The sequence below is a fragment of the Pseudomonas pichavaramensis genome, from assembly GCF_050473265.1.
GTDB lineage: Bacteria > Pseudomonadota > Gammaproteobacteria > Pseudomonadales > Pseudomonadaceae > Aquipseudomonas.
This window is the reverse complement of record NZ_JBJKFJ010000003.1, coordinates 139,105-165,162: the sequence shown is the minus strand read 5'-3', so window position 1 is coordinate 165,162 and position 26,058 is coordinate 139,105. Positions and strand designations below refer to the sequence as shown.

General features: G+C 62.3%; 31 protein-coding genes and 1 pseudogene. 17 read left to right on the top strand and 15 right to left on the bottom strand.

Going from position 1 to position 26,058, the window contains the following annotated elements:
- Positions 1-2 precede the first annotated feature (2 nt).
- The 4 genes from ACJRW5_RS06530 to ACJRW5_RS06515 are packed head-to-tail and all read left to right on the top strand — an operon-like array spanning position 3 to position 3,607.
- A complete protein-coding gene (locus tag ACJRW5_RS06530) occupies positions 3-794 on the top strand; it encodes an SDR family oxidoreductase (protein ID WP_484569719.1) in 792 nt (263 codons plus the stop codon).
- Positions 795-805: 11 nt separating this feature from the next.
- Positions 806-1,456, top strand: a complete 651-nt coding sequence (locus tag ACJRW5_RS06525) for a tetratricopeptide repeat protein (RefSeq protein WP_484569718.1) — start codon at positions 806-808, stop codon at positions 1,454-1,456.
- A 19-nt stretch (positions 1,457-1,475) separates the two neighbouring features.
- Complete coding sequence (locus ACJRW5_RS06520) at positions 1,476-2,132, top strand: response regulator transcription factor (protein ID WP_484569717.1); 657 nt, start codon at positions 1,476-1,478, stop codon at positions 2,130-2,132.
- Positions 2,129-3,607, top strand: coding sequence for an ATP-binding protein (locus ACJRW5_RS06515; RefSeq protein WP_484569716.1), 1,479 nt, complete (start codon positions 2,129-2,131; stop codon positions 3,605-3,607). Before ACJRW5_RS06520 ends, ACJRW5_RS06515 begins: the two co-directional genes overlap by 4 nt.
- Before the next feature lie 221 nt (positions 3,608-3,828).
- Here the strand turns inward: ACJRW5_RS06515 and ACJRW5_RS06510 are convergent, their stop codons facing one another.
- From ACJRW5_RS06510 to ACJRW5_RS06470, 9 genes are all read right to left on the bottom strand, one after another.
- On the bottom strand, positions 3,829-4,131 hold the full coding sequence (locus ACJRW5_RS06510) for a ribbon-helix-helix domain-containing protein (RefSeq protein ID WP_484569715.1): 303 nt from the start codon (positions 4,129-4,131) through the stop codon (positions 3,829-3,831).
- A 102-nt stretch (positions 4,132-4,233) separates the two neighbouring features.
- Positions 4,234-4,818 (bottom strand): DJ-1/PfpI family protein, encoded by a 585-nt coding sequence (locus tag ACJRW5_RS06505; RefSeq protein WP_484569929.1) that lies wholly within the window; start codon positions 4,816-4,818, stop codon positions 4,234-4,236.
- 85 nt (positions 4,819-4,903) lie between these two features.
- Positions 4,904-5,512, bottom strand: a complete 609-nt coding sequence (locus ACJRW5_RS06500; RefSeq protein WP_484569714.1) for a DUF2846 domain-containing protein — start codon at positions 5,510-5,512, stop codon at positions 4,904-4,906.
- A gap of 162 nt (positions 5,513-5,674) precedes the next feature.
- Positions 5,675-6,586: an SDR family oxidoreductase gene (locus ACJRW5_RS06495; RefSeq protein ID WP_484569713.1), complete on the bottom strand. Its 912-nt coding sequence runs from the start codon at positions 6,584-6,586 to the stop codon at positions 5,675-5,677.
- Between the two features lie 113 nt (positions 6,587-6,699).
- Positions 6,700-7,029, bottom strand: coding sequence for a hypothetical protein (locus ACJRW5_RS06490; protein WP_484569712.1), 330 nt, complete (start codon positions 7,027-7,029; stop codon positions 6,700-6,702).
- Positions 7,030-7,138: 109 nt separating this feature from the next.
- A complete protein-coding gene (locus ACJRW5_RS06485; RefSeq protein ID WP_484569711.1) occupies positions 7,139-7,669 on the bottom strand; it encodes a DUF1569 domain-containing protein in 531 nt (176 codons plus the stop codon).
- Positions 7,662-8,555 (bottom strand): alpha/beta fold hydrolase, encoded by an 894-nt coding sequence (locus tag ACJRW5_RS06480; RefSeq protein WP_484569710.1) that lies wholly within the window; start codon positions 8,553-8,555, stop codon positions 7,662-7,664. The genes ACJRW5_RS06485 and ACJRW5_RS06480 overlap by 8 nt, the downstream gene beginning before the upstream one ends.
- Complete coding sequence (locus ACJRW5_RS06475) at positions 8,552-9,328, bottom strand: class II aldolase/adducin family protein (protein ID WP_371923158.1); 777 nt, start codon at positions 9,326-9,328, stop codon at positions 8,552-8,554. The genes ACJRW5_RS06480 and ACJRW5_RS06475 overlap by 4 nt, the downstream gene beginning before the upstream one ends.
- A gap of 243 nt (positions 9,329-9,571) precedes the next feature.
- A complete protein-coding gene (locus ACJRW5_RS06470) occupies positions 9,572-10,021 on the bottom strand; it encodes a flavodoxin (RefSeq protein ID WP_484569709.1) in 450 nt (149 codons plus the stop codon).
- Between the two features lie 102 nt (positions 10,022-10,123).
- On the opposite strand from ACJRW5_RS06470, the gene ACJRW5_RS06465 reads away from it, so the two are divergent.
- Positions 10,124-10,570, top strand: a complete 447-nt coding sequence (locus ACJRW5_RS06465; RefSeq protein WP_484569708.1) for a PAS domain-containing protein — start codon at positions 10,124-10,126, stop codon at positions 10,568-10,570.
- Between the two features lie 66 nt (positions 10,571-10,636).
- On the top strand, positions 10,637-11,245 hold the full coding sequence (locus ACJRW5_RS06460; protein ID WP_484569707.1) for a PilZ domain-containing protein: 609 nt from the start codon (positions 10,637-10,639) through the stop codon (positions 11,243-11,245).
- A gap of 20 nt (positions 11,246-11,265) precedes the next feature.
- Here ACJRW5_RS06460 and ACJRW5_RS06455 read toward each other — a convergent pair whose 3' ends face one another.
- Positions 11,266-12,219, bottom strand: coding sequence for a MerR family transcriptional regulator (locus ACJRW5_RS06455; RefSeq protein ID WP_484569706.1), 954 nt, complete (start codon positions 12,217-12,219; stop codon positions 11,266-11,268).
- Between the two features lie 510 nt (positions 12,220-12,729).
- Between ACJRW5_RS06455 and ACJRW5_RS06450 the strand changes: the two genes are divergently transcribed.
- The 7 genes from ACJRW5_RS06450 to ACJRW5_RS06420 all read left to right on the top strand — a co-directional run bounded on the left by ACJRW5_RS06450 (position 12,730) and on the right by ACJRW5_RS06420 (position 16,729).
- Entirely contained in the window at positions 12,730-13,296 is a 567-nt protein-coding gene (locus tag ACJRW5_RS06450) for an antibiotic biosynthesis monooxygenase (protein WP_484569705.1), read from the top strand.
- Positions 13,297-13,617: 321 nt separating this feature from the next.
- Positions 13,618-14,328, top strand: coding sequence for a dihydromonapterin reductase (gene folM / locus ACJRW5_RS06445; RefSeq protein ID WP_484569704.1), 711 nt, complete (start codon positions 13,618-13,620; stop codon positions 14,326-14,328).
- Positions 14,329-14,350: 22 nt separating this feature from the next.
- A complete protein-coding gene (gene folE, locus ACJRW5_RS06440) occupies positions 14,351-14,911 on the top strand; it encodes a GTP cyclohydrolase I FolE (protein WP_484569703.1) in 561 nt (186 codons plus the stop codon).
- Entirely contained in the window at positions 14,911-15,282 is a 372-nt protein-coding gene (gene folX, locus ACJRW5_RS06435) for a dihydroneopterin triphosphate 2'-epimerase (protein WP_484569702.1), read from the top strand. Before folE ends, folX begins: the two co-directional genes overlap by 1 nt.
- A gap of 65 nt (positions 15,283-15,347) precedes the next feature.
- Positions 15,348-15,638, top strand: coding sequence for a DUF1244 domain-containing protein (locus tag ACJRW5_RS06430; protein ID WP_484569701.1), 291 nt, complete (start codon positions 15,348-15,350; stop codon positions 15,636-15,638).
- On the top strand, positions 15,638-15,979 hold the full coding sequence (locus tag ACJRW5_RS06425) for a HopJ type III effector protein (protein ID WP_484569700.1): 342 nt from the start codon (positions 15,638-15,640) through the stop codon (positions 15,977-15,979). Before ACJRW5_RS06430 ends, ACJRW5_RS06425 begins: the two co-directional genes overlap by 1 nt.
- A gap of 162 nt (positions 15,980-16,141) precedes the next feature.
- Complete coding sequence (locus ACJRW5_RS06420; protein ID WP_484569699.1) at positions 16,142-16,729, top strand: putative glycolipid-binding domain-containing protein; 588 nt, start codon at positions 16,142-16,144, stop codon at positions 16,727-16,729.
- A gap of 186 nt (positions 16,730-16,915) precedes the next feature.
- Here the strand turns inward: ACJRW5_RS06420 and ACJRW5_RS06415 are convergent, their stop codons facing one another.
- The 4 genes and pseudogenes from ACJRW5_RS06415 to ACJRW5_RS06400 form a co-directional block, all read right to left on the bottom strand.
- Complete coding sequence (locus ACJRW5_RS06415; RefSeq protein ID WP_484569698.1) at positions 16,916-17,245, bottom strand: AzlD domain-containing protein; 330 nt, start codon at positions 17,243-17,245, stop codon at positions 16,916-16,918.
- A complete protein-coding gene (locus tag ACJRW5_RS06410; protein ID WP_484569697.1) occupies positions 17,245-17,955 on the bottom strand; it encodes an AzlC family ABC transporter permease in 711 nt (236 codons plus the stop codon). Before ACJRW5_RS06410 ends, ACJRW5_RS06415 begins: the two co-directional genes overlap by 1 nt.
- A gap of 143 nt (positions 17,956-18,098) precedes the next feature.
- On the bottom strand, positions 18,099-18,827 hold the full coding sequence (locus ACJRW5_RS06405; protein ID WP_484569928.1) for a methyl-accepting chemotaxis protein: 729 nt from the start codon (positions 18,825-18,827) through the stop codon (positions 18,099-18,101).
- A 126-nt stretch (positions 18,828-18,953) separates the two neighbouring features.
- A pseudogene (locus tag ACJRW5_RS06400) lies at positions 18,954-20,039 on the bottom strand (cache domain-containing sensor histidine kinase); the annotation flags it as partial.
- 237 nt (positions 20,040-20,276) lie between these two features.
- Here ACJRW5_RS06400 and ACJRW5_RS06395 point away from each other — a divergent pair.
- The 4 genes from ACJRW5_RS06395 to ACJRW5_RS06380 all read left to right on the top strand — a co-directional run bounded on the left by ACJRW5_RS06395 (position 20,277) and on the right by ACJRW5_RS06380 (position 24,653).
- Entirely contained in the window at positions 20,277-20,933 is a 657-nt protein-coding gene (locus ACJRW5_RS06395; RefSeq protein WP_484569696.1) for a YbhB/YbcL family Raf kinase inhibitor-like protein, read from the top strand.
- 128 nt (positions 20,934-21,061) lie between these two features.
- Entirely contained in the window at positions 21,062-22,474 is a 1,413-nt protein-coding gene (locus tag ACJRW5_RS06390) for a di-heme oxidoreductase family protein (RefSeq protein ID WP_484569695.1), read from the top strand.
- Between the two features lie 11 nt (positions 22,475-22,485).
- The gene (locus ACJRW5_RS06385) at positions 22,486-23,547 is read left to right on the top strand and encodes an imelysin family protein (protein ID WP_484569694.1); all 1,062 of its coding nucleotides are present in this window, start codon (positions 22,486-22,488) and stop codon (positions 23,545-23,547) included.
- A gap of 2 nt (positions 23,548-23,549) precedes the next feature.
- A complete protein-coding gene (locus ACJRW5_RS06380) occupies positions 23,550-24,653 on the top strand; it encodes a DUF1513 domain-containing protein (protein ID WP_484569693.1) in 1,104 nt (367 codons plus the stop codon).
- A gap of 28 nt (positions 24,654-24,681) precedes the next feature.
- On the opposite strand, the gene ACJRW5_RS06375 is transcribed toward ACJRW5_RS06380, so the two are convergent.
- Positions 24,682-25,707 carry a LacI family DNA-binding transcriptional regulator gene (locus ACJRW5_RS06375; RefSeq protein ID WP_484569692.1) on the bottom strand — a complete coding sequence of 342 codons (1,026 nt, stop codon included), beginning with the start codon at positions 25,705-25,707 and terminating at the stop codon, positions 24,682-24,684.
- Positions 25,708-26,058: the final 351 nt, after the last annotated feature.

Below are 26,058 nucleotides of genomic sequence, written 5' to 3'. Positions count from 1 at the left end.
CCATGCAACCCACCGACTGCCGTGCCCTGCTCACCGGTGCCAGTGGTGGCATCGGCCTGGCCCTGGCCGAGCGTCTGGCCAGCGAAGGCGCCCACCTGCTGCTCGCCGGGCGCCGCCTGGAGCCGCTGCAAGGGCTGGCCCAGCGCTATCCGCAGCAGATCCAGCTGGTGCAGGCCGACATCAGCAGCCACGCCGGACGCGATACGCTGGTGGCCGCGGCGCAGAACTTCGGCGGCCTCAACTGCCTGATCAACGCCGCCGGGGTCAACCGCTTCGCCCTGCTCGAACAGCAGAACGAACAGGAACTGGCCGAGCTGATCGGCCTCAACGTCACCGCGACGCTGCAGCTGACCCAGCGCCTGCTGCCGATCCTGCGCGCGCAACGCCGCGCCCTGCTGATCAACCTCGGCTCCACCTTCGGCACCATCGGCTACCCCGGTTTCGCCGCCTACTGCGCGAGCAAGTTCGCCATTCGCGGCTTCTCCGAGGCGCTGCGCCGCGAGCTGGCCGACACCAACGTCGGCGTCCTGTACTTCGCTCCGCGCGCCACCCGCACGGCGATGAACGTGCCGAGCGTGGTGGCCATGAACGACGAACTGGGGGTGGCCATGGACGATCCGCAGCAGGTCGCCGACGAGCTGCTGCAGGCCATACGCCGCGAGCAGGAAGAACGTTACCTGGGCTGGCCGGAGCGCCTGTTCGTGCGCCTCAACGGCCTGCTGCCGCGCGTGGTCGACCAGGCCCTGCGCAAGCAACTGCCGATCATCCAACGCTTTGCCCGTCACAAGCACTGAGGACTTCTGCCATGCAACCGCTTCGTACCCTGCTCATCGCCGCGCTCGGCTTCGCCAGCCTGCCCGCCTTCGCCCTCAGCGACAACGGCCAGGCGCAGCTGCACCAGTTGCAGACGCGCTGGGCCGAAATCAACTACCAGACCCCGGAAAAACAACGCGAAGAGGCCTTCGGCAAACTGGTCACTCAGGCCGATGCAGCCCTGACCAGCGAACCCGATGCGCCCGAACTGCTGATCTGGCGCGGCATCATCCTCAGCACCCAGGCTGGCGCCAAGGGCGGGCTTGGCGCCCTCGGCCTGGTAAAGGAAGCCAAATCCAGCCTGGAACAAGCGCTGGCCATCGACCCGCAAGCATTGGCCGGTTCGGCCTACACCAGCCTCGGCAGCCTCTATTACCAAGTTCCTGGCTGGCCGCTTGGCTTCGGTGATGATGATGAAGCCGAGAAGCTGCTCAAGCAGGCGCTGGCCATCAATCCGGACGGCATCGACCCGAACTACTTCTACGGCGACTACCTGCAGCGCAAGAAACGTTACGAAGAGGCCCGTGCGGCGCTGGAAAAATCCCTGGCCGCCGCAGACCGCCCCGGCCGCGAACTGGCCGACAAGGGCCGTCGTGCCGAAGCTCGGGCGCTTTTGCTGCAAGTCGAGAGTAAACTCAAGTAACCCACTTGCAGGAGCTGCCATGCGCATTCTTCTCGTCGAAGACGACCCGGCCCTGGGCGAAGGCATTCGTACCGCGCTGAAACCTGAGGGCTACACCGTGGACTGGCTGCAGGACGGCGCCAGCGCCCTGCATGCCCTGAGCCACGAAAGCTTCGAGCTGGTCGTCCTCGACCTTGGCCTGCCGCGCATGGACGGCCTGCAGGTGCTCAAGCACCTGCGCGCCGCGGCCAACCCGGTGCCCGTGCTGGTGCTCACGGCACGCGACGCCACCAGCGACCGCATCGCCGGACTCGATGCCGGTGCCGACGACTATCTGGTCAAACCCTTCGACGTTGCCGAACTCAAGGCGCGTCTGCGTGCCCTGCTGCGGCGCAGCTTCCAGCGCCCACAGCCAGCGCTGGAATATCGCGGTGTGCGCCTCGACCCCGCCAGCCAGATGGTCGAGTACCAGGGCCAGAGCGTGAATCTGCCGCGCAAGGAGTTCCTCCTGCTGCACGAACTGCTGATTCAGCCCGGTCGCGTACTGACTCGCGACAAGCTGCAGCAAGCGCTGTACGGCTGGGATGAGGAAGTGGAAAGCAACGCTCTGGAAGTGCATGTGCACCACCTGCGCAAGAAGTTCTTCCCGGAGCTGATCCGCACGGTACGCGGCGTCGGCTATCTGGTGGACAAATGAGGTTGTTGAAAACCCTCGGCTCCATCCGCACCCGCCTGCTGGTTCTGTTGCTACTGATGCTGGCTGCCAGCTTCGGCCTGATCAGCCACAAGATCTACAACGACTCCGTACATGAGGTGCGTGAGCTGTTCGATGCCCAGCTGTCGCAGACCGCGCGCTTGCTGATGGGCCTGGTGCGCCATGACCTCGATGAAAGCGGCCGCCGCGAAATGCAGGCGGTGCTCGACGAGGCCCTGCTGCTGCAAAGCGCGCGCAACCCGGACAACCTGTTCGGCCACGAATACGAGGGCAAACTGGCCTTCCAGATGCTCGACGACGACGGCGAGCTTCTGTTTCAGTCCGCCAGTGCACCGCCCGGCCTGCTCAACGACATGATCGAGCAACTCGGCCTGGCCCTGCCCAATGACCAGCAACCGATGCGCGAGCGCCTGGCGCAGCTGGCGCGTTACCTGATCGGCTATCACACCCTGAACACCGGCGAGCATCGCTGGCGCGTGTTCGTCCTGCATGACAGCCGCGACAACCACTGGGTACTGGCCGGCGAGCGCGAGGATGTGCGCGGCGAGCTGATCGACAAGATTGCCCAGCGCAGCCTGCAACCGCTGCTGATCGGCCTGCCGCTGGTCGGGCTGCTGCTGTGGCTGGCAGTCGGCTGGGGCCTGAGCCCGCTGCAGCGTATGGCCGACGCCATTCGCCGACGTGCACCGGACAACCTCTCGCCACTGGTCTTTCCACCGCTGCCCAATGAGCTTGAGCCGATGGCTGCTGCGCTCAACCGCCTGCTGCTACAGGTCAACCAGCTGCTCGATCAGGAAAAACGCTTTATCGCCGACGCTGCTCACGAACTGCGCACGCCGCTGGCGGTGCTGCGTATCCACGCGCAGAACGCCCTGGAAGCGGCAGATAGCAATGATCGTGACGAAGCCTTACGCCAGCTGGGTGGCGGCGTCGATCGCGCCACTCGGGTGGTCGCCCAACTCCTGACGCTGGCACGCCTGGACCCCAACAGCGTGCGCCTGAGCATGGGTGAGCTCAACCTGCTTACATTTCTGCGCGACGAACTCGCCGAGCTCATTCCGTTGGCCTTGAACCGTCAGCAGGAGCTGGTACTGGAGGCAGACGAAGGCGGCGATTACGAACTTATCGCCGACGCGCCCAGCCTGGGCATTCTGTTGCAGAATCTGGTGAGCAACGCGGTGCAGTACACACCGATCGGCGGCAGCATCCAGGTCCAACTGCTGGCCTCGGCGCAGGCAGTGGTGCTGCAGGTACAGGACAGTGGTCCCGGCGTGCCGGCGGAACTGCGCGAGCGCCTGTTCGAACGCTTCTTCCGTGTCGGCGAGGGTCAGGGCGCCGGGCTTGGTTTGTCCATCGTCCAGCGCGTGGTGGAGCTGCACCAGGGCAGCATCAACCTGGAAGATTCGAAACTCGGCGGTCTGCAGGTCAGTGTCTATCTGCCAAGGCGCGGTACCTGAACACCATGCCAGGCATGAATAGCCATTGCCAATCAGCAGGATAGATACAATCCAGTTCATCAATGACGGTGCCACGCCGATCATGGCCACCTGTTCGTCACATCACACAGGAGCCAAATCCATGAGCCTGATCAAGCGTTTCTTCCAGCAGCCCCGTCCTATCCAGCAACCAGCCGAACCCCAAGTGGAGCAACATCCGAATTTCTGGATGTATCAGTGATTCAGGCGCCGGTATTCACGACCCGCAGCGGCACCTGACGCCCGGCCTTCTGAGCCAGGTAGCGGGTGCAGCTGACGCGCAGGAAAGAAGCGAAGTTGACCACTTCACCGCGCAGGTCCATGACCTCTTCATAGAGTTTGCTGATGAGCTGATTGGTGGTCATGCCATCCACTTCGGCGATCTCGCGCAAGATATCCCAGAACTGGTTCTCCAGACGCAACGTGGTCACCACACCACGAATGCGCAGCGAGCGTGAGCGCGACTCGTAAAGGATGGGGTCGGCTTTTACATAGAGTTCGCACATCAGCGCTGCTCCTGAAAGATGGGTGTTGCACCGTGGTGCGCAGCCCGGATGCAAGCCGGTGGCGCAGCCCTATGTGCGCCCCGGATCACATCCAACTGTCGATTACAGGCGAATTTCCGTACCGAGCACCTTGAGAAACGCCGCCAGCCAGGCTGGATGCGCGGGCCAGGCCGGCGCGGTGACCAGCTTGCCCTGCACATGGGCCTGATCAACCGGAATGTCCACATAGGTGCCACCGGCCAGTGCCACTTCAGGTGCACAAGCAGGATAGGCGCTGCATTCCCGTCCCTCCAGCATGCCGGCCGCCGCCAGCAACTGCGCACCATGACAAACGGCGGCGATGGGTTTGTCGGCTACGGCGAACGCCTTGACCAGGGCGATGACATCGGCGTTCAGGCGCAGGTATTCGGGCGCGCGGCCACCTGGCACCAGCAGCGCGTCGTAATCATCGGCCTTTACCTTGTCGAAGTCATGATTGAGAGCGAAGTTGTGCCCAGGCTTCTCGCTGTAAGTCTGATCGCCCTCGAAATCATGAATGGCGGTGCGCACCGTCTGCCCGGCGACTTTGCCCGGACACACCGCATGCACTGTGTGGCCAACCATCTGCAGCGCCTGGAACGGCACCATGGTTTCGTAGTCCTCGGCATAGTCGCCGACCAGCATGAGAATTTTCTTGGCAGCCATGATCGTCTCCTGAAGGTAGGTGGAACGAAACCATTATTCGCCCCTAAAGCTTCCGACAGGTAACAACCGGTTACTACTCCCAACGCGATCAAATACCTACCTTGTCCAGCGCTTCACCAATCGATCGCCAGAAACCACGCTGTGGCCGCTCCGCGTCCTGATTGCTGGCCGCGATGCGGGTCAGCGCTTGCATCTGGCGGGTTGCTGCCAGTTCGCGCTGTGCCAATGCCGCCGACACCAGTTGCAGGGGGCCATCACCGCTACTTTGCGGCTCCCCGTCCTGCGGCGGCGGGCCTTCCTCGTCGTAACGCAGGTAGTAGGTGCCGCCAACCGCGGCATCCAGGGTAAAGCTGGAAATCAAGGTGAAATCCAGTGGGCCGTCGGCCAATAGCGTCCAGAAGCTACCCGCCAGCGGCCGGCGCATCTCCAGCTTGTAGTTGGCCGCCTCGAACTCGAAGGCCAGGTAGCCATTGCTCGGCAGGCTGCCGATCAACTGGTTGTCGAGAAACAGCCCCGGAGCCTCAAGCTCCTGATCGGCCCAGTCGTTGCGCGGACGATAGAGGTAAACCAGCGCATTGTTTTCATCGCTGAGCGTATGGGGTTCGAATGCTTTTCCCTCGACAGCACCGAAGAAAGCCCCCGGCGTGGAGCAAGCTGCCAGCAGGACGATGAGCAGCAACGACAGCACACAGCGCATCGGTGATTCCTTCTAATGGTCATGCGCTCAGATTAGCCCTCGTCGCACACATGCCGCCCCCGACGAAAGTGCGGCCATCAGCGTTTGCTGCCTGACGAGCGTCGCCACAGTAACGAAAAAGGCCGACATCACTGTCGGCCCTGTGTACGTGTGGATATCACTTCAGAGTGCGTACTTCTGCAGGTTCGCCATCATCTCCTTGAGCGCCTCAACGTTGTCCGCCGGATGAGCAGCCCCTTCGAAATCGCAGATGCGCTGCCACTGCGCGGCAACGTCGTCAGGGCTGAAGCCGGACCTGGGGTCGAAACCAACGCCCAGGCTACGTTCCCAGCGCACCTTACCGACCCAGCCGCCGCCCACTTCGTAGAGACCGCCGGTGTCCTGACAGGCAGTGCTGCCGAGGTAGACCACCAATGGGCTGACCAACTCGGGCCCCAGCTGCTCAAACACCTGCGGCGGGATCAGCCCTTCGGTCATGCGCGTGGCACCGGTCGGTGCGATGGCGTTGATCAGGATGTTGTTCTTGCGCCCTTCGATGGCCAGGGTGCGGGTCAGCCCATAGAGGCCGAGTTTGGCCATGCCGTAGTTGCTCTGACCGAAGTTGCCGTAGATGCCCGAGGTGGACGAAGTGAAGATCACGCGGCCGAAGTTCTGCTCGCGCAAGTGCGGCCAGGCGGCACGGGTGGTCTTGTAGGCGCCTTCGACGTGGACCTTGTAGACCAGGTCCCAGTCGGCGTCATCCATCTTATGGAAGCTCTTGTCACGCAGGATGCCGGCATTGTTGACCAGCACGTCGATACGGCCGAAGGCATCCAGCGCAGTCTGCACGATCTTGTCGCCGTCAGTGACCGAGTCATGGTTGGCCACCGCGCTACCACCGAAGGCGCGAATTTCTTCAACCACCTTGTCGGCAGCCGAGGCATTGGCCCCTTCACCATGGGTACTACCGCCCAGATCATTGACCACCACCTTGGCGCCGTGGCGAGCGAACAGCAGCGCATGGGCACGGCCAAGACCGCCACCTGCGCCGGTGACTATGACTACTTGATCTTCGAAACGAACGGCGTCGCTCATCGGCTGGTTTCCTCGGGCAGGTTGTGAATATCCCGAGTGTCAGGCAGCCCCACACGCTTCACAAGGCGCACAGGGCCGCTGAATGACTGTCGATAATACGACCTTATGCGCCGTTAATTACCCGAGCCGGAGCCCGACCCGGAACCAGAGCCAGATCCCGAACCATTGCCATCGCTACCGTTTCCGTTACCAGAGCCGGTGCCTGCGCCGGAACCACCGCCACTACCGGGGTTGCCGTCTTTGGAAGGCCCTGCCGTTGGCACAGCTGGCGTTTGCGGATCGTCGTCATCGTCCTGCGGGCCCGGTACCGGCTCCCCTGGTGTGGTCGGCGTGGTGGGCCCAGGCATCGGGCTACCGGAGTCAGTGTCAGAGTTGGCCAGTGCCGGCAACGTCAGGGTGCTGAGCAACCCTCCAAGCAGCAACGCAGATAGTGTCTTGTTCATGATTGACCTCGACTTTTTCTGTGGGTGACACAGTTAATGAGTGCCCCCCATGCCCGAGGTTCGATAAAAATTAACGTCGCAGAAGCTGAGCACCAGCCTGCCCTGGCGCTCAGGCCTGACGGATCAGGCTCAGATGGTCGTATAGATGCAACACATGCGCTTGAGCGTATTCGCCGTGGTCCAGCACACCATAAGCGAAGTGCGGTCGCAGCTCCCCGCGATGACTGGCGAAACGCTCAAACGCCGCTTGCAAGCGCTGCAGGGCGAGCGCCGTGGTCGCCGGCTCAGTGAGCATGGCCGCACCGGGAATGGCTTCGTGCAGCGGATGGCGCATCGCGCCGCGCGCGCTGAACACTGCGAAAGCGGCAGGCCCGATGCTGTGCCGAAACCAGGCGGGCTTGAGCTCGGGATAACCGTCCATGGAATACTCGATGCTCTGCGCACAGTGGTTGAACACTTCGCCCGGACTCCAGCCCCGAATGCTGAGCAAGGTCTTGCCATGCAGCGCATCCAGAACCTGACGAGCGCCATCCAGGCTGACCACGGCCGGCCGCGGAGCAACAGGTAATGCCCAGTACCCCGCGCCGAGCACAGCAACCGAGGTTACCGCGGCGCCTTGCAGGAAGGTGCGTCTACGCATGTGGGCTCCCTACGGCGCGAAACTGTAAATAATGCTCGAGCACCGCGGCCGGCGCTTCGAGTTGCGGATAGTGGCCAATGCCGTCGAGCAGAACGCTGTCGGCATGGGCGATCAGTTCCCGGTAGCGCGCAACCATGTGCGCCCCGGAGATGGGGTCGAAGGCGCCGTCGATGACTCTCATTGGCACACTCGTCGCCTGCATTGCCGCGACCCAGCGTTGACGCTGCTCACGCCGTTCAGGCATGTAGCGAATCAGACGATGCATCACAGCCGGGCCATTGTTGTACTCGATCAACTGCCACAGTGCATCCAGCTCGGCGGCGCTCGCCTGGGTGTGCGGACCGAAGATCCGGGCGAAGCTTCGCTCCAGTTTTCTGCGAGAGAACAGTCGACCAATCAGCGGCCCTAGGGGCCCGAGCAGCAGCTTCTGCACGCGTACCGGATGATGCGTCTCAGGGAACATCCCACCATTGAGGAACACGCAGCTGGCCAGCTGCAGACGCCCCTCCTGATGGCGGGCGATCAGCTCCTGCGCCACGCTGTCACCATAGTCATGCGCCAGCACATGCACAGGCCGATGCTCGCCAACCTGCACCAGCAATGCCTGCTGCAGGTCAGCCTGCTCCAGCAGGCTGTAAGCATGGCCACGCGGCTTGGCCGAGTAGCCAAAGCCGAGCATGTCGCAGGCTATCAACCGGTAACGCTGGGCCAGCGGCGCCCACAGGCGATGCCAGTCCCAACTGGCGGTCGGGAAACCGTGGATCAGCAACAGCGGCTCGGCATCCAACTCCCCCGCCAGCCAATAGCGTATCGACTGCCCGCCGAAATTTAGCGTCCGGCCTTGCGCCTGCCAGTGCTCCAGATCGATACCAGGCAACTCGCTCACTGGTCGTAGCCCGGCATCTGCTGATCCAGTTTGCGCAACAGTGCCGGCCAGGGCAGCGCACCACCCATACCCTGCTGCGTCTTCATCACTCCGGCGATCATTGCCCGGGCCCCGTCGAGAATCTGCTGCGGGATATGAATCAGCTCGGTGCCAGCACCCTGCGCCATGACCTGAATCTCGCAGGCGCGCTGCAGGGTGAACATGCCCAGGAAGGCATCGGCGATGCTGCCGAAGGCGGTGAGCAAGCCATGGTTGGGCAGGATCATGAAGTTTTTGTCGCCCAGATCAGCCTGCAGCCGCGCCTTCTCGTCATGGTTCAGCGCCACACCTTCATAACCGTGATAGGCCAGACTGGCGAGGACGAACAGCGACTGCTGCGACAGCGGCAACAGGCCCTGCTTCTGCGCCGACACAGCGATACCCGCCGGCGTATGGATGTGCAGCACGCAGCCAACATCGTGGCGCACCTCATGCACCGCACTGTGGATGGTGTAGCCGGCCGGATTGATGTCGAACGGGCTGTCCATCAGTTTGCTACCGGCCAGATCGACCTTGACCAGGCTCGAGGCAGTGATTTCGTGAAACATCAGCCCATAGGGGTTGATGAGGAAATCCTCGGTGCCCGGCACCTTGGCCGAGATATGGGTGAAGATCAGGTCATCCCAGCCATACAGCGCGATCAGGCGATAGCAGGCAGCGAGGTCGACGCGCGTACGCCATTCGGCTTCGGATACCTGATTTTTCACGGCGGGGAGTTTCAGCGGAGCATTCACGGCGGTCACCTCGATGTTCTTGTTGGTCGGTGGTGTCCGCAGTCTAGCCAGCCGTTTGCCTGGCGGGAGTTGCCCTGGCAGCCAGGTTGATGGCTTTGTGGGTCACGACGCTGGCCGGCCGTGACGCGATAAGGAGATATTCGCCGCTGTTATCGGCCCGCCCGACTCGCTCGGGCATGCGCCGCAGTGGCCCCGGGAGGAGCCGCTATGGGCCAAGCGAATGGGCGCTGCCGATGGCGCAGATCAGGCCTTGAGCGCCGCCGCGAAAGCTTGCAGCCAGGGTTCGGCGTCACTCTCGGGGGTGACCGTCTCGCTGGAGTCCAGACGAAGCATCTCCACCACCTCACGCAAGCCCAGCTCGGCGTACAGCTCACGCATCAGCTCACCGCCACCGCAAAAGGTGTCGTAACTGGAGTCGCCCAGCGCCAGTACCGCAGCAGGCCTGCCGCTCATGGCTGGCAGGCGATCACGCAGCTCGCTGTACAGCGGCAGCAGGTTGTCCGGCAGCTCACCCATGCCGGTGGTAGAGGTAACGGCAAGCAATGCGTCAGGGGCAAAAGCCAGTAACTCATCGAGGCTCATGTTCGCCTTGTACCAGGCCTCCAGGCCGGCAGCCTTGAGCTGACGCTCGGCATGGCGGGCGACCTCCTCTGCCGTGCCGTAGACCGAACCCGAGACAATAGCGACTTTCATGACAACTCCGGAAACAGGAAAAACGTCGCGCATTATGCCGCAAGTAGACAGCATGACCCGATGTTTTAGAATGCTGTGCACAATCCTTGCGGAATCGAGCCGATGATCAATGCCAAGCTGCTGCAACTGGTAGTCGATGCCTCCAACGATGGAATCGTGGTGGCCGAGCAGGAGGGCGATGACAACATCCTCATCTACGCCAACGCCGCATTCGAGCGCCTGACCGGTTACCCGGTCGACGACATCCTCTATCAGGATTGCCGCTTCCTGCAGGGTAACGACCGTGCTCAGATCGGCTTGCAGGCCATTCGCGAAGCGGTGAAGTCGCAGAAGCCCTGCCGCCAGATCATCCGTAACTATCGCAAGGACGGCAGCGCCTTCTGGAACGAGCTGTCGATCACGCCCGTGCTCAATGAAGGCGATCAGCTGACCTACTACATCGGCATCCAGAAGGACGTTACCGAGCAGGTGGAAGCCCAACAACGGGTGCGTGAACTGGAAAGCGAGGTGGCTGAGCTCAAGGCGGAGCTGGCGCGCCTGAAAAGCTGACGAACGGATAAAACTATCCTTCGCCGGCACAGTCGGATGAGTTTGCCCTCCTTGCAGTGTCGTGCCATGCAAAGCTCTCCGCTACTGACCCAGGACGAGTTGGATTTTATCCAAGAACTCCTGTTCAAACCCCTGCGCAAACCCAGCCGCGGAGCTGCTTCGCGACTGGCCATAGGCGAGCAACTGAGTGAACTGCTCAGCCATGTGAGCGGCGCACAGCAACTGAGTCTCGACACCCATAGCGAGCATGAGCATCTGAGCTTTCCGCTCTACCTCATTCAGGACGGCAGCAACGAATCGCGACTGGAACTGGGAGCGCCGCTGATCTTCGAGCAGGGCTCAAGCGAACGTCCCTGGCGCCTGGAACTGCCTACCCCGCTTGTGCTGCTGGACTGCGATGAACAGCCCAGCGGGCTGGTAGCAGTGGAACTTTCCAATAACGGCATGCTGGTGCGCTGCGGCAAGGCCAGCGCACCTGCCAAGGACCAGCTACTGCAGCTGATCTTGTCGGCCGAACGCCGTGTTCAGTTGCGCGCACGCCTGGCCCGGCGTGTCGACCGCAAGCACTACGCCTACAGCCTGCAGCCACTGCACGCAGAGGACGAGCAGATGCTCCGGCAGTATCTCTTCGAACAGCACAGTGAACGCCAGCGGCAAGCCGAAGCCATCGGCTGACACAGCGGAAATACCATCGATCAGGTATCGAGGTGACCGGCGAGAAATTGCTGGAGGCGACGCTGCATCAGTCGCCCTTCGCTACCCAGACAGGCAATGGGCGACCCAGCCAGACTCTCCTCGGCCAGATCGGCACTATCACCCGCCAGCGCTACCGGGCATTCCAAGCCCAACGCCAGCCGCGTGAGCTGTCGCGGAAACTCCTCGCCTGGTGGCTGATTGCTGAAAATCACCAGTGCCTGCGGTTGCATTCGCTCACAGACCAGCGCCAGATCGGTAATCGGCGTGCCCGGCCCCATCACCGTTACATCGATATCGTGACTGCCGAGCAGCAGCGCCGCGACCAGCAACTCCAATTCCCGACAATGATTAGGCAGCGCAGACAGCAGTACTCGCTGCCGCGATTCGTCACGCCCCAGTTGCAAACGCTGCCAGCAGCGACCGCGCAGAAAGGCATCGAGCATCAGCCACTCGCTGCGCTGCCCCACATCGTCCTGACGCAGCAACAGCTCCTGCCACAGGGGCATCAGAATGCCCTGAAACACCACGGGTAATGGGTAACAGGAGAAGATCTGGCCGTACAGGCGCTCAACGCGAGACTCATCGAAGTGTTGCAGGGCGCTGCGCAACTGCGCCTGCCACTGGCTCCAGTCGTCGCTACTGACCTCGTCATAAGCGGGAGTCGGCGCGCTGCGACTGGTGGCGCTCTTGGCCAGTATCGAGCCGACCTTGCTGACCGCTACGCCTCGCTCGATCCAGGCGAGGATGCTGCGCACGGCATCGATATCGGCCTGAGAGTAAAGACGGTGCCCGCTGTCGGTACGAGTCGGCTGGATCAGACCATAACGCCGCTCCCAGGCGCGCAGAGTGACCGGGTTGACGCCGGTCAGGCGCGATACTTCGCGAATGGGGAACAGCTCTTCCTGCTTCAGCGCATTGGACGCAAGTGATGTGACACCGGCGAGTTCTGACATGGCTTCGGGCATCGCAGCAATTTGTAGGCAGGCATTGTAACTCAGCAATACCAGACTGACATTGTGCAAAGCATGTACAACACCAAGTCGCGCACAACCCGGTCGGTGAGGTGAGTGCATCAAAGCGCGACCTGATTAGTAACGAGCTCCAAGCGGGCTAATCGGGCAGCACCGGAGCAGCTCTGTAGCCCGGATGAAATCCGGGGCGGTTTGGTATGCCGCCCGATCTTTCCGGATTTCATCCGGGCTTGGCTGAGCATCGTTGCAGATCAAGGAGTGCGAAAACGAGTGCCAGCCCTGCGTTCATATTCGAAGGAGACTGCCCCGCCATGGTGCAACCGAAGCACCCGCTAAGTCGCGCGAGTCAGGCGTAGCCCCATGATTCCGGGGGCAGGCAAATTCGTGCAAAAACGGAATAATCCTTGCTGTATTTTTCATCGAGCACAGCACCCCGTGCTCGATAGCGCCTGAGGCCCTACCCGGCTGTGGCAACATTCGAGGAGATACACAATGTCCCCTGTTACCCTCATGGTGGCGCGCCGCGTCGCCAATGGTCGTTATCACGACTTCATCGCCTGGCTGCGTGAAGGCGAACATCTGGCTACGGACTTCCCCGGCTATCTTGGTTCCGGCGTGCTCGCACCACCCGCTGGTGATGACGAATTCCAGATCGTGTTCCGCTTCAGCGACGAGCAGACCATGGCCTCCTGGGAACACTCGGCCTCGCGTCAGGCCTGGCTGGCTCGCGGTGCCGGCCTGTTCGCCCAACCCCACGAGAAACGTGCCGTCGGCCTCGACGCCTGGTTCGGCAACAGCCATCGCCAGCCCCCGCGCTGGAAACAGAGCGTGGCCATCTGGCTGGCCTTCTTTCCGGTCTCTCTGGCCTTCAACCTGCTATTCGGCCCCTGGCTGGCAGATCTGTCACTGGTGACTCGCATCCTGCTGTCGACACTGGCCCTGACGCCGCTGATGACCTATCTGTTCATTCCGCTCTCGACTCGCCTGCTCGAACCCTGGCTACAAGGTACGCACTCGGCAAGCCCGAGCAGACGCGCCGTCAGCGCCGGCAAATCCTGATCCCAGCCATTTCAATCACTGGCCAGCCTTGCGCTGGCCGGTTTCTCTGTGCGCGCACACACCACCAATACCTATACAAAACGACCAAATCGTACAAATAAAGTACAAAATAAATCTCATCACTCCCTAATGGAAAAGTCTTAAAAGTCAGCAAAATAGGCAATCCGATGGGATCACTTTCTAAAACCACATACTCAGCATGGTTGTACAACCACTATCTCTGGTATAGCTTTGACTCTGGCTTGGTGAGTACCGCCTGCCATTGGTCAGGTACCCAAGGGCGGTACAGCCAAGCCTTCGTCCCTTTCGTGTGAGCCACACATGAGCGCTGCCTCTCTTCCCATTCTGATCACCGGTGCTGGTCAACGCGTCGGCCTTTACTGCGCCGAGCGCTTACTCGAAGAAGGTCAGCCAGTGGTCATCAGCTATCGTCAGGAACGCGACAGCATCGCGCGGCTACGCGAGCAAGGAGCGCTGGCGATCCAGGCCGATTTCAGTGACGAAGTCGGCATTCTCGCCTTCATCGCAACGCTCAAGACACAGTGCCCGGGGCTTCGCGCCATCGTGCACAACGCGTCGCAATGGCTGACCGAGTCGCCTGGTACAGAAGCCGAAGCCTTCCGCCAACTGTTCAACGTACACATGCTGGCGCCCTACCTGATCAACCTGCATTGCAGCGAGTTGCTGCTGCGCTCCGAGCAGGCCGATATCGTTCACGTCAGTGATGATGTGGTGCGCAAGGGCAGCGCCAATCGCCCGGCTTACTGCGCCAGCAAGGCCGGGCTGGAGAGCCTGACCCTGTCGTTCGCCGCGCGTCTGGCGCCACGCATTAAGGTCAACGGTATCGCCCCGGCACTGCTGATGTTCAACCAAGACGATGACGATGCCTATCGCACCAAGGCCCTGGCGAAATCGGCACTGGGCATCGAACCCGGGCCACAGGCCTTCTACCAGAGCCTGCGCCACCTGCTCGACAACCCCTACCTGACCGGAACCACCCTTACCCTCAACGGTGGCCGCCACCTCAAGTGAGGCGCCCACTCAGGACACTGCCATGAGCGAACCCCTTTCCCAGCACTACCGCGAGATTCTCAAGGGTCTCGGCGAGAACCCCGAACGCGAAGGCCTGCTCGACACGCCCAAGCGCGCCGCCAAGGCCATGCAGTACCTTTGCCATGGTTATCAGCAATCCCTGGAAGAAATCGTCAATGGCGCGCTGTTCGAGTCGGACAACGACGAGATGGTGATCGTCAAGGACATCGAGCTGTACTCGCTGTGCGAACACCACCTGCTGCCCTTCATCGGCAAGGCGCATGTGGCCTACATCCCTACCGGCAAGGTGCTGGGCCTGTCCAAGGTGGCGCGCATCGTCGACATGTATGCGCGGCGCCTGCAGATTCAGGAAAACCTAACCAAGCAGATCGCCGATGCCATACAGCGGGTAACCAACGCCGCAGGCGTAGCCGTGGTGATCGAGGCCAAACACATGTGCATGATGATGCGCGGCGTGGAGAAGCAGAACTCGGTGATGAGCAGCTCGGTAATGCTTGGCGCATTCCGCGAGTCCTGCAACACTCGTCACGAATTCCTGCAATTGATCGGACGGAGCAACTAATGCCGCGACTGGAACCCGGAATGGCGCGCATCCGCGTCAAGGACCTGCGCCTGCGCACCTACATCGGCATCAAGGAAGAAGAGATCAACAACAAGCAGGACGTGTTGATCAACCTGACCATTCTCTACCCGGCTGTCGATGCCGTGGAAGTCAACGACATCGACCATGCACTGAACTACCGCACCATCACCAAGGCCATCATCGCCCACGTCGAAGGCAACCGTTTCGCCCTGCTCGAACGCCTGACCCAGGAGATCCTCGATCTGGTCATGACCCACCAGGCCGTACGCTACGCCGAAGTGGAAGTGGACAAACCCCACGCCCTGCGCTTCGCCGAATCGGTGTCCATCACCCTCGCCAGCCATCGCTGACAGCGGCTTGCCGCTCTCCGGCGTGGCTCTTATCATCGCCGCCATCTACCACCGGAGAGCCCACCATGACCGAGCAAGAACGTCTGGAACTGGAAGCCGCAACCTTTCGCGCCCTGGTGCAACACCTGCGCACTCGCCCTGACGTGCAGAACATCGACCTGATGAACCTGGCCGGCTTCTGCCGCAATTGCCTGTCCAAATGGTACAAGGCCGCTGCCGATGATATGGGCGTCGAGGTCGACACCGATCAGGCCCGCGAGACGGTCTACGGCATGCCGTACGCCGACTGGAAAGCCAAGTACCAGAAAGAAGCATCGGCCGAGCAGAAGGCCGCATTCGAAAAAGGAAAACACTGATGACCGCACTCAGCGCTCTGCGCAGCCGCCTGCAGCAGGACGATTTTGCCTTCAGCGAAACCCTGGCCTTCGTCGCCGAGCACTACGACTATCAGCCCAGCGCCTTTCGCAATGGCGAGGTGGAAAACGCCGCCGGGCAGAACGAAGGCTCCTGCAAGACGCTTGGCTTGGCCCTGCTGGAAGGTTTTAGCGATGAAGAAGCGCTACGCGCCTTCGGCGAACACTACCGCAGCGTGCTTGCCACGCCACAAGGCACTGACCACGGCAACATTCGTGCGCTTATGGAACACGGCCTGGAAGGCGTGAAGTTCGAGCGGCAACCGCTCAGCCAGAAAGCCTGAACCTGTAGCGCAAAAACCTGCGCAATTGTCGGCAAAAGCTGACAGACATCACATTGCTATCGCTTTATGCTGCGTGCCATAACAAATCAAGGAACACGAGGGAATGTGTTCTGCGCGCAGCCGCCCCTCCCTCCTGTTTCGCGTTCGGCATGGAGTCGTTCGATGCAGCAGACCCTGGTATGGAAACCCTGGCATAACACTGGTGTGGAAACCCTACGCCTGAGTCAGGATGACAATGGCATCCACGCGACCAGCCATCTCATGCAGGTCATCAAGGGCAACAGCCTCGTTGCCAATTACCTGATCGATTGCGATACGCGCTGGCGCTTCCGCCGCCTCTGGCTGAAGGTCGACAACCACGGTCAGCGCAGCGTCTGCCTGCAACGTGATCTGCGCGGTCGCTGGCTACTCAACGGCGAGCATCGCCCGGACCTGGAACAGTGTCAGCACGTGATGTTGTCGGCCTCGCCCTTCACCCATACCCCGGCACTGCAACGCAGCGCCCTGGAGACCGGGCAGAGCGACGATATGCATGTCGCCTACGTCGACATGCTCAGCCTCAAGGTGGAATCGCGCCAGCAACGCTATCAGTGCCTGCGGCGCCGGCCCGGCGAGAGTCTGTACCGCAGCCAGGCCGAGGGGCGCGAGCACGAGGACCTGAGCGTCGATGATCAGGCACTGCTGCTCAAGGCCAACGAGCAATACCTGCGCCTGAGCCAGCGCGAGCTGAAGGTCAGCACGTTGGTGTAGCGGTTTCCAACTGCGCGCCAGGAATACCGCGGTGCTGGCCTGGTGCGCATGGCGCACCCTACGCAAAGCCGCCGTTATCCTCGTTGACCACCACGACACCAACAAGTCTCGTAGGGTGGACAACGCGACACTTGTCCACCGGTACCCCGTACTTACTTCTCGGCTCCCGTTACCCCCTTCACCCACTCAAAGCGGCAACTGCCCGAACGCCCAACGCAGCAGGAAGAACACCAGCAAACCACCACCGATGGTCGCCAGCAGGTGACGGCTGACAGCGGCAATGCCGATAGCCGCCAATCCAGCCAGCAGGTACGCGTTGTTCCAGCTCAGCGCCCAGTGCTGCCCATCGGGTAACAACATGCCGGGCACCACGATGGCCGTCAGCACCGCCGTCGGCACGTAATGCAGCCCTTGGCGAATCAGGGGCGGGAAACGTAAATCGGGAAAGGCGAACAGGCTGTAGCGGGTAGCGAAGGTAATCGCCAGCATGCCCAGGATCAGCAACCAGATATCCATCAGACCAGCTCCTCCTGCAGCATCGGCCTGCGCCGCTCCAGCCATACGCCGACCACGATGCCGCTGGCCGCAGCGGCCATCAACCCGAGTTTGTAGGGCAGTGCATGGCACGCCAAGGCGACGCCAGCCGCGACCAGCGCCGCCGCAACCTGCGGCTGATTACGCAGCATCGGCACAACGATACCGATGAAGGTCGCCAGCATGGCGAAGTCCAGGCCCCAGGCACCGATATTGGGAATTGCCTGGCCAAACAGCACACCCACCAGGGTGCACAGCTGCCAGTTGCAGTACATGGCCAACGCAGCACCGAGAAAATACCAGTGGCGATAGGCGCCCTCATCACCTCGCGCATAGCGCTGCACCACCACCGCGTAGGCCTCGTCGGTCAGCCAGAAGGCCAACGGCATGCGCCAGCGCTTGGGCAGGTGGCGTACATGGGGCTGCATGCTGGCGCTGTAGAGGGCGTGACGCAAATTGACCACGAAGGTCGTCATCAGCACCACGGCAATACCGGCACCGCCGGTCAGCAAGCTGATGGCGATGAACTGCGCCGAGCCTGCGAAGACCAGCAGGGACATACCCTGCGCCTGCCAGGGATCGAGCCCGGCGGCGCCTGCCAGGCTACCGAAGATGATGCCGAAAGGAATGGCGCCGAGCAGCATCGGCAGCATATCGCGGGCGCCCTGGGTGAACTCTTGTTGACGGGACATGGAACCTCCTTGGGCAGACGAGCTTAGCCAAGGGCTCCAGGGCAGGTCTTGAACATTCTTGCTCAGAAGACTGTATGACCTCAGGCGCCGCACAGATCATGCGACGCCCGAGAAAGGCCTACAGTCCGTTGAAAAACTATCGGCTAGGCGCGGAAACGTCCCACCAGCCCGTGCAGCTGCTCGGACAGCTGCGCAAGCTCCTGCGAATCACGATGCGCCGACTGCGCGAGGTTTTCCACCAGCAGCGCATCGTTCTGAATCTGCGCGATATGGCGATTGATCTCCTCGGCAACCTGATGCTGCTCCTCGGCCGCCGTAGCGATCTGCGTGTTCTGGTCACGGATGTGGTCCACCGCCCCGCGAATTTGCTCGAAGCTGTTGCTGGCCAGACTGATGCGCTCAACGCTGGCCTGCGACATCTCCAAGCTGCTCTGCATCTGCCGGGTGACTTCCTGCGTGCGGCGGGCCAGGCCGCCCAGCAGGCTGTCGATCTCGCCGGTGGAATCGGCAGTACGCTGCGCCAGCGCACGCACTTCGTCGGCCACAACCGCAAAACCGCGCCCCTGATCGCCGGCCCGCGCGGCCTCAATGGCTGCGTTGAGCGCCAGCAGGTTGGTTTGCTCGGCGATCGAGCGGATGGTGCCTAGGATCGCGTTGATGTTCTGGCTGTCCTGCTCCAGGGCCTGCAGCGCCAGGGCGGATTGCTTGAGGTTGTCACTCAGGCGCGAGACGCTGTCGGTGGCATCTTCGATCTGCGCCTGGCCGGTATGCACTTGGCGCTGGCCATCGTCGGCAGACGTCGCCGCCTCGCTGCATGAACGCGCGACCTCATTGGCGGTGGCGACCATCTCGTTGAACGCCGTGGACACCATCTCTACCGCGCCGCGCTGACGCTCGGCCACATCGTTCATGTCATGCGCGACACGGGTCGAGTCCTCGGAAGTCTGGCGCAGGGCTGCAGAGGCTTCGATGATGCGTTGCACGAGCTGGCGGATCGTGCCGAGGAACTGGTTGAACCAGCGTGCGAGCAACGCCGTTTCATCCTTGCCTTGCACATTCAGGCTGCGGGTGAGGTCCCCTTCGCCCTGAGCTATGCCCTCCAGGCCACTGGCGACGCTGCGGATCGGGTCGACGATAAGCTTGGCGAAGACGCTGCCGACAATGGCGAAGACAATCGCGAGCAGCAGAGCGATCACGCCGATCTGCCAGGCCAGCGCGCTGGCCTCGGCCATGACTTCGTCATGCTCGATCAGGCCGATGAAGTGCCAGCCCAGTGTCGGCGACGACCAGATGTTGGCCATGTAACGGGTACCGTTGAGTTCGACTTCCAGCAAGCCGTCGGCGCCGTCCATCCTGGCGTAGTCACCGCCCAGATCGGCGAGAGACTTGAAATTGTGCTCAGCGTTCTGCGGATCGACCAGAACATTCCCGCTGCCCTCCACCAGCATCAGATAGCCGGTCTGACCGATCTTGATCTGCTTGACCAGATCGGTGAGTTGCTTCAGCGAAACGTCCAGGCCAACTACACCGACTACCGCCCCCTGCGGATCATTGACGGTACGCACGGTCCCAACCAGCACTGCGTCGTCCGGCGCCCAATAATAGGCGGCGGTACGCTGCGTTTGCCCCGGCGCCGCGATGGCGGTCTTGTACCAGGGGCGCACGCGCGGGTCGTAGCTCTTCAACCCCGGATCGCTCGGCCAGATGGCATAGCCGCCGTCCACTCGCCCGTAGGACAGATAGGCCGTGGTCGGGTGGGATTTGGCGAAGCGATCGAAAATGCTTTCCAGCTCCTGATTGGTTGCCGGCAGCGGGATGCTTGCGGCGTCCGCCGAGGAATAGTTCTTCAAGGTCGGGGCCGCGGTCATTTGCGGCAGGCTCGCCAGGTAATCCACGTTCTCGGTGATGCCCTTGAAGAACAGGCTCATCGCATTGTCGACCTGGCGTATCTCGCGCGAACTGCCGTCGAGGAAATCGGCCTCGGCCTGGACTCGCTCCTTGTATATCACCACCGCGGCCACCAGCAGAATCGGGAGGCACGCGATCGCGGCAAACGCACAAGTCAGCTTCTGTTTGATATTCATTCGATGAGTCCTCGGGGGTAGTGGATTCACCAGACGCACAGGCGATGACGAATCCTCAGAGACATTATCGGCTCGGCAAGAAAGGACTTGATATGGCAAAAGCGACTTGCGCCTGCCTGTATAAGGCCGGCGGTTCGCTGCATCGGCGTCGCGCTCAAGTGCCGTCCTCTTCTCCGGTAACACACCTGCCGATACTCTGTTGCCCCGAACGCCACGGAGCGCCCAGGCAGGAAGCATATGACCCCACGACTGTTTATCGTCACCCGCGCCCACACCAGCGAGTTTCCCAACCCGATCTCCTTTGCCGAGGACGCAACACTGGCGGTCGGCGAGACCTACACGGCCCGCGAACTCGACGTGCAGATCGGCGAACGGCTGATCGCTTCGCGCCGTCTCAACGGCTGGCTCTGGTGCACGCGCGAAGGCGCCGCCGAGTCAGGCTGGGTGCCTCAGGCCAATCTCGCCGAGCACGTGCCCAACTGCGTGATACAGGAGGAAGTCAGCGGCTGCGGCATCGCAGCAGCCGCCAACATTCTTGGCAAGACCTACGCCGAGATGAAGGCGACCGCCAACGCCATGGGGATTCATGCCGAAGATCAAGTGCTGTGGTCCGATACCCAGTACGTGCGGCGCCTGCTGGCAAGCGGTGGGGCGAAGGTGGAAACTAGCGAAACACCCTTCGCCTCGTGGGAAGACTTGCCGGATCTGGCATTGCTGGCCATCAAGCATCACCAGGAAAATGGCCGCGACTTCTGGCACTGGGTGGTATTCGAACGTTTGGCCGGTCAGATACACGTGCTGGACTCGGCCAGTTATCTGCCCGCCAACGTGCGGACCGATTTGACCGCCATGCAGCCAAAGTGGTTTATCCAAGTGGCCAGAGCCAACGACTGAAGAACGTCATCATCCCGAACACTCCGCGACCGCTGGTCGCGCGCAGCTAACGCTAATTGATCTTATTTAAATTCCGTTAGCCTGCTAATCTTGGCGCCCTTTTCCCACTCGCCCGGATAGTTCTACAGATGTCGCCGCTCCAGCGCTGCCTGCTACCACTCATGGCCCTGACCCTGATCGCGTGTGAGCAGCAACCGAACTTTACCGAGGCAGAACCGGGCGAGGCGCTGTCGGCTGGCGCTGCCACCGTGCGCAAGTTCGATCACAACGCCTTTTCCCAGCCCGCCGCCAACCTGGCACCGAGCCGACGCCTGGACTTTTCGGTCGGCAACAGCTTCTTCCGTAACCCCTGGGTCACGGCTCCCGCCACCACCACCGCGCGTGACGGTCTGGGCCCGCTGTTCAACACCAACGCCTGCCAGAACTGCCACATAAAAGATGGTCGCGGTCATCCCCCGGCTGCGGATGCGCTCAGCGCCGCCTCGATGCTGGTGCGCCTATCGCTCCCAGCTGGCGCGCAACACGCCGAACAGTTGCAACGCCAGGGCGTGGTCGCCGAGCCGACCTACGGCACGCAGTTGCAGGACATGGCCAACCCCGGCGTCGCCCCCGAGGGCAAAGTACGGGTGCGCTACAGCAGCGTGCCGGTGAGCTTCGCCGATGGCACCCGGATTGAACTGCGCAAACCGCAGCTGGAAATCAGCCAGTTGGGATATGGCCCCATGCATCCGGACACCCGCTTCTCGGCCCGGATCGCCCCGCCGATGATCGGCCTGGGCCTGCTCGAAGCCATCTCCGAGGCCGACATACTGGCCGGCGCCGACCCCGACGATGCCGATGGCGATGGTATTTCCGGCCGCCCCAATCAGGTCTGGGACCGCCAGCAACAGCGCAGCGTGCTTGGCCGTTTTGGCTGGAAAGCCGGCCAACCCAGCCTCAACCAGCAGAACGCGGATGCCTTCGCCAATGACATGGGCCTGACCAGCTCGCTGATCCCTCATGACAACTGCACAACAGTGCAAGCTGACTGCCTGGCGGCACCGCACGGCGGCGAGCCGGAAGTCAGCGACAACATTCTCGCCAGCGTACTGTTCTACAGTCGTAACCTTGGCGTGCCGGCGCGGCGTGACGTCGATGCACCCGAAGTACTCAAGGGTAAAAGCCTGTTCCACCAGGCCGGTTGCCAGCAGTGCCATACCCCGAGTTTCACCACCGCGGCAGATACCGCGGAGCCGGAGCTGGCCAACCAGTTGATCCGTCCCTATACGGATATGCTGCTGCACGACATGGGCGAGGGGCTGGCCGATGGCCGCGAAGAGTTTCTCGCCAGTGGCCGCGAATGGCGTACACCGCCGCTGTGGGGCATTGGCCTGACAGAAGCGGTCAACGGTCATACACAATTGCTGCACGACGGACGCGCACGCAATCTGCTGGAAGCCATTCTCTGGCACGGTGGCGAAGCCGAAGCGGCCAAGCAGCATGTGTTGCAGTTCGATGCCGATGAGCGAGCAGCCTTGCTCGCCTTTCTCAATTCTCTCTAAAGGAGCCTGCGATGTTGCACAAAACCCTGATCGCCTCCCTGCTCGGCCTGACCCTGGTCGGCTGTGGCCAGCAGGACCCTAAAGCCAAGGTCAGCGCCGCACTGACCGACGGCGTGCTGCTCCCTGCCTACAGCAGCTGGCAGGAAACCGATCGCCAACTCGCTGCCAGTGCCGCTGCATTCTGTGACGGCAGTGCCGACCTTACCGCCGCCCGTCAGGCCTTTCTCGGGGCGCAGAGTGCCTGGGCAGGCTTGCAGCCCCTGCTCGTCGGCCCGCTGGCCGAGGGCAACCGCGCCTGGCAGATCCAGTTCTGGCCGGACAAGAAGAACCTGGTCAAGCGCCAGGTCGAAGCCCTGCTCAAGGACAAGCCACAGCTGGCTCCAGAGGACCTGAACAATGCCAGCGTGGTGGTTCAGGGCCTGACAGCCTATGAATACATCCTTTTCGACCCCGACCTGGACCTCACCCAGGCAGAGCAGAAAGCACGCTACTGCCCGCTGATGCAGGCGATCGGCTCGCACCAGCAGGACCTGGCGGCCGAAATCGTCGGCGAATGGCAAGCCAAGCCGGGCATGGCCGAGCAACTGAAAACCTTTCCCAACGACCGTTACGCCGACGCCAACGAGGCCATTGCCGAATTGCTGCGGGTACAGGTCAGCGCCCTGGATGGGCTGAAGAAGAAACTGGGCGCGCCGATGGGCCGGCAGACCAAGGGCATCCCACAGCCTTACCAGGCCGAAGCCTGGCGCAGCAGCGCCAGCCTGGCCAACCTGGGTGCAGCCCTGGCCAGCGCCGAACTGCTCTGGCACGGCAGCAACCGCGACGGCATCCAGTCACTGCTTGGCGATGACCAGAGTGAACTGGCGCAGCGTATCGATGCCGCCTATCAGGAAACCCGCCAGCGCCTTGCCGCCCTGGAGCGTCCATTGGGTGAACTGCTGGCCGACGACGCCGGCCGCGCCAGCCTGAACGAACTGTATGACAGCCTCAACCGCCTGCATCGTCTGCAGGAAGGCGAGCTGGCCAAGGCGCTGGGTGTGCAGATCGGTTTCAATGCCCACGACGGAGACTGAACATGCAGCGCAGAACCTTCCTCGGCCTCGGTGCAGTCGCAGCCAGCCTGGCCGCTGCAGGCGCATTCGGTAGCTGGACCCTGTTCGGCCCGTCCGGGCAGCCCCTGGTGCTTTCGGCTCGCGACGATGCCGATGGCAAGCACTACGCGGTGGGCTACCACCTCGATGGCCAACGAGCCTTCGCCACGGCTGTGCCCGAGCGCTGCCACGATGTGGTGCCGCACCCGAGCCTGCCGATGGCCTTGTTCGTCGGCCGCAGGCCGAGCACCGAGAGCTACCTGATCGACACCCGCGACGGCCGCCTGCTGCATACCCTGCGCGCCCCCGAAGGACGTCACTACAACGGCCACGCGGTGTTTCATAAGGGTGGCGAATGGCTGTATGCCACCGAGAACGACACCACGCAGCCAGGACGCGGCGTACTCGGCGTGTATCGTCTGAACGGCGAACGGCTCGAACGTAGCGGCGAGCACAGCACCCACGGCGTAGGCCCCCATCAACTGCTATGGATGCCGGATGGCGAGACGCTGGTCGTGGCCAACGGTGGCATTCGCACCGAAGCGGAAAGCCGCGTGGAGATGAACCTCGACGCCATGGACGCCAGCCTGGTGCTGATGCGACGTGACGGCAGCCTGGTCAGCCAGGAAAAGCTGGCCGATCAGCAGAACAGCATCCGCCATCTGGCCGTGGCTCGTGACGGCACCGTGATCAGCGGTCAGCAATACATGGGCGACATGCACGACCAGGTGCCGCTGCTGGCAGTCAAGCGCCCTGGTCAGCCGTTCCAGGCATTCCCGCTGGGCGAGCCACAACGCATGATGATGAATCAGTACACCGCCAGCGTGGCGATCCATGACGACCTGCGCCTGCTGGCGATGACGGCGCCGCGTGGCAACCGCTTCTTCATCTGGGATCTGGACAGCGCCGAAGTCCGCCTGGACGTGCCACTGCCGGACTGCGCCGGCGTCGGCGCGGTGGCCGACGGCTTTGTCGTGACCTCGGGTCAGGGCCGTTGCCGGCTCTACGACTGCCGCAGCGAGCGCATCGTCACCAACGCCCTGGATCTGCCAGCCGGGCTTTGGGACAACCATTTACGTCTGGCCTGACGACCAAGCGGCTGAGAGCGAGACCAGGTCAGGCACTGCCTCGCTCGACCAGCTCGAAACCCACGTCCAGCCGCAAAGGCTGGCGACCACCGGCCGGCTCGGCAATACGCGCCAGCAGCGCCTCGGCGATGGCGCAGCCGATACGCGGGCCATCCACCCGCACGGTGGAAAGCGGCGGATGGGTATGCGCCGCGCTGGACAGGTCACCAAAGCCCATCACGGCCAGATCCTCGGGCACCTGCAAGCCGCGGGACAGCGCCTCGGCCAGCACTCCCTGCGCGACCGTATCGGAACTGCACACCACCACCTGGCCTGCAGCATCGGCCTGCAGCAGCCGCGCCAATCCCTCGCGCCCCACCGCCAGGGTCGCCGGTGCCGGCAGTAGCTGCGCACTGACGGCAGCATCAAGATGGCCCTCCAGCGCCGCAACCAGACTGCGATAACGGCGCAAGCCGCGCGGGTCATCGATGCCCACCACCGAAACACGCCGATAGCCCTTGCCCATCAGATAGCGCGCTACTGCCTGGCCGACGGCCTCATGGGAAAAGCCGACCAACATGTCCAGCGGACGCTCGCACAGGTCCCAGGCCTCGACCAGCGGGATGCCTACGCGCGCCAGACGCTCACGGCTGGCCTGAGTATGTTCGGTCCCGGTCAGCACGATACCGTCCGGGCGTCGCCCCAATATCGCCTCGAGCAGCGCCTCCTCCTGCTCCGGGCGGTAGCCGGTCAGCCCCAGCAGCGTCTGATAACCGGCGCTCGCGAGGCGATCGGTCAGCGCCTGCACGGTATCGGCGAAGATCGAGTTGGCGATGGTCGGCAAGAAAATCGCTACCAGTCTGCTGCGGCTGGACGCCAGGGAACCTGCTGCCAGGTTCGGCACATAACCGGTCGCCCGCACCGCCTCAAGCACCCGTTTGCGGGTGGCATCGGTGACCACCTCAGGCCGGCCCAAGGCACGCGAAACGGTAATCGGAGAGACTCCCGCGATCTTCGCCACATCGATCAGCGTTGGCGCCGCACTGCTGCGTATACCCGCAGGTTTCCTACCCATCTAACGACTCCGGAACATCTGACAGCATGATTGACGAGTATTCTGGCCAGTGAGATATGTTGTCATACAACTTTAGTCATATAGGTTCCACTCTCAACTTGCGCGATAGGCGATCTGACCTTTCCGGCAGGTTTGAGCTGACGCCATCAGAACAGACAAGAATCACGAGATAGAGCCTTGCATGGCGAATAATCCGCTAGGAAAAAACACCCTTTAAGCCGCTGGGCGAATACCGCACGCTTGCCGGTATACGACGATATTTTCCCGGTCAATCGCGTTGACATTGCCTCGGTGGCTCCTGATAATCGACCCATGTCATACGACAACGTATGACAATCCAATAACAACAAG